General features: G+C 63.0%; 8 protein-coding genes. All 8 read left to right on the plus strand.

Annotated features, from left to right (window positions below; all coding sequences use genetic code 11):
* Positions 1-39 precede the first annotated feature (39 nt).
* The 8 genes from AC4FWB_RS08275 (at position 40) to AC4FWB_RS08310 (ending at position 13914) form a co-directional block, all read left to right on the plus strand.
* Positions 40-1527: a hypothetical protein gene (locus AC4FWB_RS08275; protein WP_491025475.1), complete on the plus strand. Its 1488-nt coding sequence runs from the start codon at positions 40-42 to the stop codon at positions 1525-1527.
* Positions 1528-1703: 176 nt separating this feature from the next.
* The gene (locus tag AC4FWB_RS08280) at positions 1704-2924 is read left to right on the plus strand and encodes a glycosyltransferase (RefSeq protein ID WP_491025477.1); all 1221 of its coding nucleotides are present in this window, start codon (positions 1704-1706) and stop codon (positions 2922-2924) included.
* A 239-nt stretch (positions 2925-3163) separates the two neighbouring features.
* On the plus strand, positions 3164-4426 hold the full coding sequence (locus AC4FWB_RS08285; protein WP_491025478.1) for a polysaccharide biosynthesis/export family protein: 1263 nt from the start codon (positions 3164-3166) through the stop codon (positions 4424-4426).
* 553 nt (positions 4427-4979) lie between these two features.
* Complete coding sequence (locus AC4FWB_RS08290) at positions 4980-6761, plus strand: type I secretion system permease/ATPase (protein WP_491025575.1); 1782 nt, start codon at positions 4980-4982, stop codon at positions 6759-6761.
* A gap of 31 nt (positions 6762-6792) precedes the next feature.
* Entirely contained in the window at positions 6793-8097 is a 1305-nt protein-coding gene (locus AC4FWB_RS08295) for an HlyD family type I secretion periplasmic adaptor subunit (RefSeq protein WP_491025479.1), read from the plus strand.
* A gap of 61 nt (positions 8098-8158) precedes the next feature.
* Complete coding sequence (locus tag AC4FWB_RS08300; RefSeq protein ID WP_491025480.1) at positions 8159-9037, plus strand: sulfotransferase family protein; 879 nt, start codon at positions 8159-8161, stop codon at positions 9035-9037.
* 121 nt (positions 9038-9158) lie between these two features.
* Entirely contained in the window at positions 9159-10664 is a 1506-nt protein-coding gene (locus AC4FWB_RS08305) for a lipopolysaccharide biosynthesis protein (RefSeq protein WP_491025481.1), read from the plus strand.
* A gap of 133 nt (positions 10665-10797) precedes the next feature.
* Positions 10798-13914 carry an RTX toxin gene (locus AC4FWB_RS08310; protein WP_491025482.1) on the plus strand — a complete coding sequence of 1039 codons (3117 nt, stop codon included), beginning with the start codon at positions 10798-10800 and terminating at the stop codon, positions 13912-13914.
* The last annotated feature ends 133 nt before the right edge of the window (positions 13915-14047 follow it).

Here is a 14047-nt window from a genome sequence, read left to right on the forward strand (position 1 = left end):
GCTGACGGAAGCGGTTTGCGGCCCCGCGAAACGGCACCGGTGCTGCCGATTGCCGTCGAACTGTTTGGAGCGTTCAATAAAGCCGGCCTGAAATACGGAATAATTCAGGATCTGGCATCTCTACATGACGGCCTGTCCGGCCGGGACGATCTGGATGTCCTCTTGGACAAGCACGACTACCCGGCCTTCTGCTCGATCGTAAGTCAGCTGCACGGCCGTCGCAGCGTCAGCCTGTCGTGTTACGACAATGTCTGCGCCGGACGGGAAGACTGGTTCCTGCCTGATTTTTCGCGTGGCCGCTATCTCCATCTCGACATGCATATCGGCGGCCGCGTCGGCAGGGAATTTCGCAAGCGCTATCCGGTATTCGATTATCCGGCGATTACGGGCTGGGGGTCAATCAGCATCGACGGCGTGTCGATTCCGGTGGTCTCACCTGAAGACGAGCTTCGAATAACGATAGCCCGTTTCGCCTTCCGGGCCGGGGCGCCGCCGTGGAGGCAATGGATCGCCGTCGGCGATGGTTGGAAGGACCAAATTGCACGCCTGCCGTTTCTGTCCAGCGAATCCGGATTGCGCGTCGTGGAATGCGAATTGGGCGGCGGGAGAACGGTGAACTGCAGGTTCCTGCAAAGCGGCGACGTTTTGGCCGCCCACCGCGGGGATCTCGCCAGGCTGCGGCGTTCGATCCGGGAAATGTCCGGTTTCACGGGACGCTATGCAGTGGCCGATGCCGCGGTCCATCTGACCCGCAAGACCTCATATCTCGCCCTGAGGCTCCTTCAGCGCTGGATGCCAGGCAGCTTTCCACCAAAGAGACGGCCCGCGGCCGGTGGATTCGTGGTGGCGCTGATAGGTCCCGACGGCATGGGCAAGAGCACCCAGGCTGATCGGCTGACACAGATTTTCCGATGGAAATTCGGCTGCGCGCAAGCCTATGTCGGAACCGGCGATGGCGATGGATGGTGGCTTCGCAAGGCGCTGCAGGCCCTGGTGTTCCCCCATAGACGCCGCCTCAAGTCCCTGGCCCGCCACGATGGCCAGGATCCTCTCGGCAGCAGCGGGGCGAAGGAAGGCCTTGCCGCCGCCGCATTGGCATTGTGGGCGGTCTTGATCGCGTTTGAACGGTACGCTGTCGTGAAACGCGCGCATCGATGGGCGACGCGCGGCCTGATCGTCATTTGCGACAGGTGGCCGCAGGCGCTCCGAAGGGGATATCTGGACGGGCCGACCATTCCACCGCACCTGTTCTCCGTCCCAGGCCTGTCAACCCTCGCCCGGCTCGAGCAGCGGCTCTACCAGAAGATGGCGGAGTGCCGGCCGCATCTCACTTTGCACCTCGTCTCAGATTTTGCCGTCTCCGAGCAGCGAAAGCCGGGAGACATCAAGAAGGAAGCGTTCGATGCGCGGCTGTCACTGATGGCGGAGCTGCGAGCCGGGGACAAGAACATCCGAACCGTTGACGCCAGCACGGACGTGGAGGCCGTCGGCCGGGAACTGTTCAGGCACATTTGGCTGTCTTTGTAAGAGGCAGAACGCGCGGCTCTCGGCCGGGTACCCATCCCCACAATAAACGCGGACAGCAGCTTTTCGCGATCGCGGCAGGCGACCCCAGCCATACGCGCGAGCCGCCAAGCACCCCACTCGATGCACTCGATCCTTCACCCGAGCCCGGATTTCACATCCCGCTGAGGTATAGGCAAATGAAGATCGTTCATGTGCTCACCCGCCTGCTTCGGGCAGGCTCCGAAGAGAACACATTGGCTTGTTGCCTCGCTCAGGCGCGGCACGGCCACGAAGTGCTGCTGGTTCACGGCGAGGAATACGACCCGAGTCTACGGTTGTCCGTCGCCGGAGCGCTTCGAGTGGTGACGCTCGGAAAACTCATCAACTCGATTTCGCCGTCCCGCGACGTTTCCGCGTTCGGGCAACTGACGCGCCTTATGCGCGATTGGCAGCCCGACATCGTGCACACACATCAAAGCAAAGCCGGTATCGTCGGTCGTCTCGCCGCCAGGGAAGCCCATATCCCAGGCATCATACATGGCGTGCACATTTTGCCTTTCGTGCATGTGGGCAACGCGCAGAAGCTGATATTCCTGGCCGCCGAACGCCTGGCCGCGAGGTTCACGCGCGCTTACATCGATGTCAGCCAGGCCATGCGCGACATTTGCATCGCCAATCATCTGGGCCGCCCCGATCAGCATCATGTCGTCCACTCCGGCTTCGATCTGGCACGTTTCGCGAACGCGAAATGGCCGCAAGAACCGCATCTGCTCTTGGGGACGGCGGCCGGGGAGCCAAAGCCGCCGGTGGTCCTTATGTTGGCCGCGCTGGAACCGAGGAAACGCCACGTCGAGTTCATTGAAGCATTCGGGCAGGTCGTTGACCGGATTCCGAACGTGCGACTGCTCGTGGCCGGTGAAGGCTCGGCGCGAGCCGCAGTTGAATCGGCGGTCGAACGATCCCCGTTCGCGAACAACGTTCGCATGATCGGCCATCATCGCGAGCCGGAACGGCTGATCAGCCTGGCGGACGTGTGCGTGCTGACGTCCATGCGAGAAGGGTTGCCCCGCGTCATGATGCAGTATCTGGCGGGGGGTCGAGCGAGTGTGATCTCTCACCTGCCCGGAGTGGAAGAGGTTGTGAAGCATGGTGTGAATGGAATTGTGACGCCGGCGGAAGACGTGGGCGCCGCCGCGGCGGCGGTCGCCGATCTTCTCGAGAACCAGCACTATCGCGCTCGACTGGCTGACGGCGCGAAACTCACCGATCTTTCGTCCTGGGGACTGGATTCCATGTGCGAAAGGGTCGAGCTGATCTATCAATCCGTCCTGGAGTCCGCCCCTGCAGCCGCAGGGCCAAACGAGAGGCGAATTCGCGACGGCCTGGCCAAGCAAACCATAGGGCTGCCCGGATTTTGATCGCCCTTTCGCTCCTTCGAACGAGCGGAGCTGCAAGCTTATTTTCTCCAACCGAGCGAATTCCCTGCTGTCGCGTTCCAGTCGACCAATGTCGACCGGTCGTGACGGCAGCTATCAAGGCAAGCGGAGTACAGACGATGTGTTTGCGTGCTGACCAGCAATTTCCATCCCGGCCTTTGCGAAACGGGCGCCGACGGCTCTTTACCGGATTCGAACCCGCGGCCGGCCGCGCGTTCGCAATGATCGCCGGTCTCGCAATGGCCTTTGTCCTGCTCACCGCGCATGCATCCCGCGCCGATGGCTATGCTTTCGACACCGGCGACGTCTTGCGGATATCCGTGATCGGCGAGGCATCCTATCCGCTGGATGCGGTGGTCGATGAGCGGGGCTCGATATCGCTGCCTATGGTGGGCGATATCCAAGCACGTGGTCTCACCACCGTTGCTCTCGCGCAGGCCATTGGACAGGCATTTCGGCAGCAAAAGCTCATCCTCGAGCCCTTCGTCAAGGTGGAGATCGGTCAATACCGGCCGTTCTTCATTTCCGGCACTGTAGCTCACCCCGGATCGTACCCGTTTCAACCGGGAATAACGGTTCGCCACGCGCTCGCCATAGCGGGCGGCTTTAGGGCTAGCGCAGTTGGAAACACGGAGCCGGCCCTGCAAATAGCCGATCTGCGCAGCACTCGCGCAAATCTGGCGATCGAGGAATATCGCCTCAAGGTTCGGCTCGCCCGGCTCCAGGCGGAAAGCCGCGAAGACAAAACCTTCGTTGCGCCGCCGGATCCGCCGGTCGAGTTCGGCGGAAGCCTGATTGCCGACATCATCGCGTCCGAACAGGCACAGTTGAACGCGCGGCTTGCCGCGTATCAGGATGACATCTCCTTCCTAGAGGCCTCGCTGGATAGGGCGAAGAAGGAAGCTAAGATGGTCGCCGCCAGCAGAGACGAACGGGAAAAGACCGCGAATCTCCAACTTGAAGAATTGCAGTCTGCTCGCTCGCTGCGGGAAAAGGGCCTGATAACGAACACGAATGTCATTACGGCGGAAAGAGCCCAAACCAGCTATCGGGCTGAACTGGCGCAGACGGAACTGCAGCAGGAGCAGATACGACAGGAGATGCTGAACTCGGAGAGCGAGCTGCGCAAAAAGCACCAAAGTCATGAAATGGACTTGATCGCGCAGACCCAGGACACGCAGGTCGAGCTTGGAAAAACACAAAGTCAAATCAGATATGTCGCCGACAAGCTTCTGTTTATCTTTACGTACGGCGAACAGAGGACGTTCGACGATCTGCAAGGCTCGGTGAAGATTTCGATTTTCAGGCGCGACCAGAAGATCGCCCACGACCTCCTCGCCGACGAAAATACGGAAGTGAAAGCCGGCGACGTCATCGAGGTCTCGCTTGTCGCCAACAAGGGGTTCTACGCTCCGGACTCCGGAACAATGGCGCCTCCCAAGACGGACGGTGCGGCCGCCCAGCCCGGCATCATTGGCCAATAACAGGAGCACATGGCTCGCTTTCTCAAGCAGGGCAGTTTCCGGCCCGCTGTCGCCGTTCCGCAAGACTCTCGGTTCGTTGCGCTTGGCGGGGCGGAAATCGGGCCGGCCATCGCACCTTAGGGGTCAGGACCTCATCTCAGGAACTTTGATTGTGATACTTGGGGCAGCACTGACGGCCTTGGGGGGCCGACTCCACCGGGCGAATTCCCGCGCCGAAACGGAGCAGAGGCCGCTCAGCCTCCTCCGTGCGACGGCGCGCCGCAAAACGTCGCGCCCCGCCCCGCGCCGCCGCCTCATCGTCCGATCGCGCATTCCCGGGGCAATCCTCCTCGTCCTTGCGCTGGCGGGAGCCGATCTCCTGTCGCGCTTCATCGATTTCGGCAGAATCTCGCCGGCGCGGCCCTGGGGCGACCTCGGGGCCGGCTGGCGCTATTTTTCCGATCCGCTGGCTTTGCTGGCCGGTCCGGACGCGCTCCCGATTTGGCTGGCTATCGCAACCCTGGCCCTGCTCGTGGCGGTCGCGCGCTACGCAAGGCGGAAACGGAGGGGCAACTTGCCAGGCGCGTTCGCGAACGCCGGCGCCCAGTCCTCGCTCGCGGAGCCGGCGCCCGGTTCGGAACTCGCCGATGCATTGCGCTCCTGCAAGGCAGCGTTCGCGGGCGTCGCGCTCTTCAGCGGCGTGAGCAATATCCTCATGCTGACCGGCGCGATGTTCATGTTGCAGGTCTACGACCGCGTGCTGCCGAGCCGCAGCGTCCCGACCCTGATAGCCATGGCGATGTTGGCCGGCATTCTGTTTGTCGGGCAGGCCCTCATCGACCTTGCGCGCGGCCGCGTCATGACCCGGATCGGCGCCGAGCTGGACGACGCGGTTGGCGGACGTGTCTTCACCGCTGTTTCAAGGCTGCCTCTCTACATCGGCCAGCAGGGCGATGGGTTGCAGCCGCAACGCGATCTCGACAACATCCGCACATTTCTGTCGAGCGCGGGGCCTGGCACGCTTTTCGACCTTCCATGGCTTCCTTTTTATCTGGCGATCATCTGGTGCCTTCATCCGACCCTTGGGATCACCGCCATGTGCGGCGCGATCCTGTTGGTGACGCTGACGCTTGCAACCGAGGTCTTCACGCGCAAGCCGATAAGCGCCGCGGCCGCGACTGGCGTGCGGCGCAACAGCCTCGCCGAGGCCAGCCGCCGCAACGCGGAGGTGCTTGCGGCGATGGGCATGGGCAAGCGGCTGCACGACCACTGGCGGGAGGCGAGCCTTGAACATCTGGCGCAGCAGCAGCGTGTCAGCGATATCGTGGGTGGCTTTGGCAGCTTCGCCCGCGCGTTGCGGCTGATGCTCCAGTCGGCAATGCTGGGCGTGGGCGCCTGGCTGGTGATCCAGGGCGAGGCGACGTCCGGGATCATCATCGCCGGCTCCATCCTTGCGGGCCGTGCGCTGGCGCCTGTCGATCTCGCCATCGCCCATTGGCGCAACTTCGTGGCCGCACGCCAGAGCTGGGGCAGGCTGAGCAAGTTGCTCGCCAGATTGCCGGCGGACGCGCAGCCGATGGCGCTTCCGGTTCCGGGTACGAATTTGACGGTGGAGCGCATCGCGATCGGCGCGCCGGGCGCGCAGCGGATCATCGTGCAGGGTGTGGAGTTCAGCCTGGACGCCGGCTCGGTGCTCGGCATCATCGGACCAAGCGGCTCCGGCAAATCGAGCCTGGTTCGTGGGCTGGTCGGCGCGTGGCGGCCGCTGGCAGGCCGCATCAAGCTGGACGGCGCGGCACTCGATCAGTGGTCGTCGGAACGCCTTGGCCGCTACATAGGCTACCTGCCGCAGGACGTCGAACTCTTCGCCGGAACGGTCGCCGCCAACATCGCCCGCTTCGATCCCGGACCGGACCCGGAGGCCATTGTCGCCGCCGCCCGCGCGGCGGGCGTCCACCAGCTGATCATCGGTCTTCCCAACGGCTACGAGACGCAGATCGGAGAGGGCGGAACCGCGCTTTCGGCAGGGCAGCGCCAGCGCGTTGCCCTGGCACGCGCGCTCTATCGCGATCCGTTCCTGGTCGTCCTCGACGAGCCCAACTCCAATCTCGACAGCGAAGGCGAAATGGCGCTTGCCGCAGCCATCCTCGGAATCAAGGCCCGCGGCGGCATCGTGGCGATCGTGGCGCATCGGCCGAACATTCTGACCACGGTGGATTTCCTGCTGCTGATGAAAGAGGGGCAGATGCAGATCTTCGGTACCAGGGAGTGCGTCCTGTCGAAGCTCCTGCCGATGCCACAAGTCAGTGCCGAGGGCCTGCAGCCGGTACCAAGCGCGCCACAATTGCGGAACTGAACACAGGACTCGGGCAAGCAAGGCGACGGACTTGAAGCGGCCCTCTTCCAACCGGCGTTCCATTCGCCGCAATCTGCTTGGCGGAACAACCGTCGTCGCGCTGCTGGTCGGCGGCGCGGGAGTCTGGGCCGGCACTGCGGATATTTCCGGAGCCGTCATTTCGCGTGGCGCGGTGGTGGTCGAGACCAGCGAGAAGAAGGTGCAGCATCCGACCGGCGGCGTTGTCGGCAAGATCTTCGCGCGCGACGGCGACCATGTCCGCGCCGGAGACATTCTGGTCCAGCTCAGCGACACCATTCCGCGTGCCAGCCTGGCCTACGTGACGAAGAACCTGGACGAGCTTTATGCACGAAAGTCCCGGCTCGAGGCCGAGCGTGACGGCAGTGAGCGGATGGTGCTTCCTCCCGAGCTTGCCGCGCGGATGAACGACCCCGAGATTGCGGCCACGGTGGCCAGCGAGCAGCGTCTGTTCGATCTTCGCCGGGTCGAGCTGTCCGGCAACAAGGCACGCTTGCGCGAGCGCATCGAGCAACTCGGCAAGCAGATCGAAGGCTACTCGGCTCAGGAATCGGCAAAGGCGAAAGAGATCGAGCTGATCAACGACGAGCTCGTCGACATCCGCAGCCTTGTCGAAATGAAACTCACCCTCAAGTCGAAGCTGACCGAATATGAACGCGAGGCGACACGCATCGAGGGCGAGCGGGCGCAGCTTGTTGCGAGCATGGCACAGGCGAAGGGGGCCGTCGCCGAAGTCGAGCTGCAGATCCTGCAGTTGGACAAGGAGTTCTCTAGCCAGACGGGGAGCGAACTGCGCGATGTCGAAGCCAAGATCGCCGAGTTCGAGGACAAAAAAGTCGCCGCCGAGGACCAGCTGTCGCGCATCGATATTCGCGCCCCCTCCAGCGGCACGGTCTATCAGTCTTCAATCCATACCGTGGGGGGCGTGATCGGTGCAGGAGAGCCGATCATGCTGATCGTGCCCGACACCGACACGCTCACGGTCGAGGTGAAGGCCGCCCCGCAGGACATCGACCAGCTCTTGATCGGCCAACGCGCGCTTCTTCGCTTTACCGCCTTCAACCTCCGCACCACGCCCGAAACCGAAGGTGTGGTCTCCATGATCTCGGCCGATGTGACGCGCGATCAGCGCACCAATGAAGTCTACTACGTGGTGCGCATCGCCCCCGACCCAAAAGACCTGAAGAAGCTCGGCCCTGTTTCGCTCATTCCCGGCATGCCGGTGGAAGCGTTCATCCGGACCGGTGACCGCAAGGTGTTCTCCTACCTGATGAAGCCTTTGACGGACCAGATGATGCGCGCGTTCAGAGACCAGTAGCGGCGCAGCTTGTCGTGTGGATCGCGCAATCCTGACTCACCCTTAGCGACGGAGACTTGTCATGATGACAACCGAGCTGAAACCCCCGATTTTTCTGATTGGCAACTATCGGTCGGGCACCACCATTGCGCAGAAATTGATTGGGCTGCACCCCGACATCGTTACCTGGTACGAGCCAAAAACCGTGTGGCTCTATGCCGATCCGGCCAGGCGTCATGACGAATTTGGCGAAATCGATGCCACGGAAAAGGTCGCTCGCTACATTCGCGGCCGGTTCCTCGAATATCAGTCGCGGCACGGCGGCCGGCAGATCATGGAAAACACGCCCGCCAATGTCTTGCGCGTGCCGTTTGTCCACGAAATCTTCCCGGAGGCCATATTCCTATACATTACGAGAAATCCGTTCTCCTACATAAGCTCGATGGAACTCAAGTGGCAGCGAGCCAAGTCATTCAAGGGACTTCTGCGGCTCCTGAAAATGACTCCCGTCACCCAGATTCATTACTATGCCAGGGATCTTGCAAAACAAATCATCGCGAAAAGAATATTAGGCAGAAAATACACCTCGATCTATGGCCCTCGCTACAACGGGATAGATCGGGATTTGAAGGAGCAAGAGAAGCTGACGGTGATCGCGCGCCAATGGGCGCGCGGCAATCGGAAGGCTCGAGAGGATCTCGCCAGGCTGGGCAACGGCCGTGTGCTGTCGTTTCGCTATGAGGATCTGATCCAGGACCCCGAGCTGGTCTTGCGGCGCATCTTTGACCATTGCGGGCTGAACTGCACCGACGACATCGTTCGCACGGCCAAGGAGATGATCGATCCCGGCCGCCAGCAGAAATGGCTGCGCCTCGACCGGAAGGAACTGACGGCAATCATTCCGGAGATCCGGGATGAGATGGAGTTCTACCGCTACGAAATCCCTTCGCTGCTCCGGTAGGCATGGCACGGCAGGCAGTACCGGAACCGAGGTCCTCATGGTCGATGGGATCGTGACATCGTGCAGGCGCAGATGCGTTGATGCGATGGCAGCCCGGTCGGCCGAGTAAGTGGAGAAAGACGTGAGCAACGACCGGCGCGGCCTGGCGAAACACAGTGTCGTGGGCATGTTCTGGACGGCCCTGTCCATGGGCGCCCTCGCCGTCGCTGAGCTTGTCGCCCTCCTCATACTGGCCCGGCTGCTCTCGCCCAACGAGTTCGGCCTTTACTCCGCGGCCCTGATCGTCATCAAATTTTCAGCCATCTTCCAGGGACTTGGAATTACCCCCGCGATCGTGCAGCGACCCGCGCTGGAGGAGCGGCATCTTCGGGTCGGGTTCACTCTGTCCTGCCTGCTCGGGCTCGCCGTGACCGCGCTGGTTTGGGAGATGGCTCCAGCCATTGCCGGCCTGCTTCGGCTTGCCGATCTGGCTCCGGTCGTGCGCGCGATCTGTTTCGTGTTTCTCTTCCAAGGGGCTTCCATGGTGGCGTTGGCCGCGGCCCAGCGCGCGCTGCGGTTCCGTTGGCTGGCGCTCGTCGATGCCTGCGCCTTTGCCGCCGGCTATGTCCTTGCCGGTCCGCTTCTGGCTTGGCTCGGCTTCGGCATCTGGGCGCTTGTCGGCGCGCTCTTGATCCAGCAGTTCATCCGCATGATCGTGCTGCTCGCCGGCCAGAGGCATCCGATGCGGCCTCTGCTGGAGCGGCGCGCCATCGTCGAACTGCTCTATTTCGGCAGCGGCTTCACCATTGCCCGGGTGTTCAATTACCTCGCCACCCAGGCGGACAGGCTTGTCGTGGGCCGCTGGCTCGGCGCCGATGCGCTCGGCCTGTACGGCCTGTCGTCACAGCTCATGACGACGCCTGCGGTCATCGTCGGCCAGGTTCTCGACCGCGTGCTGTTCCCGACCATGGCACTGGTCCAGGAGCAGCCCGCGCGGCTTGCCCGCGCCTATCGCAGCGCTGTCGCAGGCTGCGCCCTGCTTGTCCTGCCGGCCAGCGTGGTCGTGGCGATCGTCGCGCCCGAGTTGGTTCTGGTTATCCTCGGGAAGGGATGGCAAGGCGCTGTCGCTCCGCTGCAGATCCTGGCGTTCAGCATGCTGTTCCGCACGAGCTACAAGCTTAGCGATTCCGTCTCGCGCGCGACGGGCACGGTCTACGCCCGCGCCTGGCGCCAGGCCGTTTTCACCATCGGTGTCTTCGTCGGGTCCCTCATAGGCCAACGCTGGGGCGTGGAAGGCGTGGCGTTCGGCGTCGGCGCGGCCTTCGGGATCAACTTCTTCCTCATGGCACAGCTGAGTCTCCGCGTGACCGGAATGACATGGGCGGATTTCTTCCTGATCCACCTGCCCGGCCTCGCGCTCGCCTGTGTCGTCGGCGCCGGCGTCTGGGCATTCGTGGCATGGCTGCGCGAGTTCCAGCTATCTCCGCTTCCGTTGCTCATCGATACCGCATTGCTGGCCTCTGCCGGGGGCCTGCTGCTGTGCTGGATCCTGCCGTCGCTGTTCCTTGGACAGGACGGGAAATCGCTGCTGCGCTTGCTCGCCGCGGTCGCGCCCGCCTGGCCCAGGATGAAGCAGGCAACAGACTGATCAAGGACGGAAATCGACATCTTTGCCCGACCGCCAGGCCGTGGATTTTCGGCCAGGCTTTCACGCCTGACGCCCTGTCGGGCGTGTCGAGCTTCCGGTCATAGTCGAGGGAAATGCGCAAAGGAGACCTGGCATGGCTAAACTGTCTCAGCTTCCCGACAGCGGGACTATCGCGGAACTCTCGATAACGGAGCTCGGCACCGCCGGCACGACGGGCGGTTGGCTGGTCAGCGACAGCGGGAGCCCACCGATCGCAACGGCGAGCGGAGACCACCCAACCTCCGAGCTATCCGATGATGGCGACGGCCTGAGCGCCGAAACCGGCAACGGTAACGATATTCACGGCTTGGACCTGGCCATCGGCAATATCAGCAGCCTCGTCTCGGGGGACGGCATTACTTCAGGCCAGGCACCGCAGACTGCCGCCGGAGCAGGCATTCACCTCGACAGCGCCTTGCTCCACTCCGTAGCGACGAAAGTCTCCGCCGTCTGGCAGTTTGCGGGAACGGGCTATACCGGCAGTGATGTCGCCGACACTCCTGTCTTCCATACAGCCGCCGGCTCGGCACCGACAAGCACCGTGACCTCGAACAGCCTCCTCGCCGCCGACTTAAGCGCGATCGACCCGATCTTCGAAACGAGGGTGGCGAGCGCCGGCGACGATGTCGAGGAGAAGGGCTCGGGAACGATTTCGGGCAACATCAGCGACCTGGAGCTGGGTTATGACAGCAGCACCCGCCAGACGGTCGGCATCCGCTTCACCGGCATCGACATTCCGAAGGGCGCCATCATCACCAGCGCCTATATCCAGTTCCAGGCCAACGAGGTAAAGACTGGCGCGGCCTCGCTGTTGATCCAGGGCGACAATGTCGACGACGCCAGTCCCTTCACCACCGCCAGCTTCAACGTGTCCTCGCTTCCTCGGACGACGGCGTCCACGGCCTGGACGCCGGACCCGTGGAACACGATAGGCGAACAGGGCCTGGCCGAGCGCACCCCGGACCTCACTGCGATCGTGCAGGAGATCGTCAACCGCTCGGGCTGGGCCGCGCTCAACGACATGGCGTTCCTGATCACCGGCACCGGCACGCGCACGGCTGATTCCTACGAGTACAATCCGGCCAGCGCGCCGCTGCTCCATGTCGAGTATACCCTGCCCGGCCCGCCCAGCGCTCCGGTGGCTTTCAACACGCCGCCCGATGCCGACCCCGCCACCAACCAGATCGCCGAGCTCGCCGCGGCCGGCGACCCGACCGGGATTACCGCTTCGGCGACGGATCCCGACGCCGGATCGACCGTCACCTACAGCCTCGGCGACGCGCGCTTCGCTATCGATGCCAGCACCGGCGTCATCACGCGCTCGGCCAACGGCACGCTCGACTTCGAGACCCAGTCGTCGATCAATCTGACGGTGACGGCAACTTCGTCCGACGGCAGCACCGCCAACCAGACCTTCACCCTCGCCGTCCTCGACAGCCCGGAGCCGGTTGCGTTCAACACTCCGCCAGATGCCAACACTGCGGCCAATCAGATTGCCCAGAATGCCGCCGCGGGCACTGCTGTCGGCATCACCGCTTCGGCCAAGGATCCCGATGCCGGTTCGACGGTCACCTACACAATCGATGACACGCGCTTCGCCATCAATGCCAGCACCGGCGTCATCACGCGATCGAGCACCGGCACGCTCAACGCCCAGTCCGAGCCGACGGTCACCCTCACCGTCACCGCCACCTCGTCCGACGGCAGCATCGACACTCACGCCTTCACCGTCAGCGTCACGGCCAGCCAGCAGCCGGTGGCCTTCAACACGCCGCCGGATGCCGACCCCACCACCAACCAGATCGCGGAGCTCGCCGCGGCGGGCGCACCGACAGGGATCACCGCTTCGGCCACGGACCCCGATGCCGGATCGACCGTCACCTACAGCATCAACGATGCGCGCTTTGCCATCAATTCCAGCACCGGTGTCATCACGCGCTCGGCCACCGGCACGCTCGACTTCGAGACCCAGTCGTCCATAAACCTGACGGTGACGGCGACCTCCTCCGACGGCAGCACCGCCAACAAGAGCTTCACCCTCGCCGTCCTCGACAGCCCGGAGCCGGTTGCATTCAACACTCCGCCCGATGCCAACACTGCCGCCAACCAGATTGCCCAGAATGCCGCCGCGGGCACTGCTGTCGGCATCACCGCTTCGGCCAAGGATCCCGATGCCGGTTCGACGGTCACCTACACGATCGACGACACGCGCTTTGCCATCAATTCCAGCACCGGCGTCATCACGCGATCGAGCACCGGCACGCTCGATGCCCAATCCGAACCGTCAATCAATCTCCACGTGACAGCGACCTCGTCCGACGGCAGCATCGCCACCCACGCCTTCACCGTAGACGTCACCGCCAGCCAGTTGCCGACATCGGTGACCTTGGCGCATACCATTCTGACGTCGCAGTGGTCGCCGCCAAGTCCCGATCCAACGGATATCGTCTATATCTCTCATCTCGGCACGCTGCTGGTTGCCGACAGCGAAGTCGATGAAATGTCCATTTTCACCGGCAAGAATCTCTACCAGATGAATCTGAACGGCACCCTGGCGGGCACGCTCACCACCATCAATTTCTCCGATGAGCCGGCCGGGGTCACTTACAATCCGACGAACCACCATCTCTTCTTCTCGGACGACACCGGCACGAAGAGCGTCTACGAGTTGAACCCAGGCAAGGACGGCCTTTACAACACGTCCGACGATATCGTGACCTCATTCAAGACGTCCGCGTTCGGCAGTTCGGATTCGGAGAGTCTTGCCTACGACACAAAGCGCGGAGTGCTCTATCTCGAGGATGGCTCAACCCATACGATTTACACCATCGCTCCGGGCCAGAACGGCAAATTCGACGGCGTCCCAAGCACGGGCGGCGATGATGTCGTGACGAGCTTTTCCGTACAATCGCTCGGAACCCCTTCTGACGGGGGCATCGCGTATGATCCGGTCCACGACCTGCTTTATGTCATCGTGTCACGCAACTCGGTGGCAATGGTGACGCCAACCGGGGACCTGCTGGGCACGCTCGATATCTCCGCCGCCAACGCGAAAAAGCCATCGGGTTTGGCGCTGGCGCCGAGCAGCGATGATCCGGCACACCATATGAGCCTCTACATCACCGATCGCGGCGTGGATAACGATTCGAATCCGACCGAGAACGACGGCAAGATCTATGAATTCCACTTGAACGATTGGCTGCTCGCCTGATCCGGCGGGCACTGGACGCATCGATGCCGCCTCGGCGGCAATTGGCGGACCGCGGGCAGCCAAGTACATCGCCGACACCGAGGCGACCCATCCCTCTGACCATCGACGCCCTCGATCGCGACAGACTGGAGAC

Source organism: Mesorhizobium sp. LEGMi-168a (assembly GCF_058312955.1).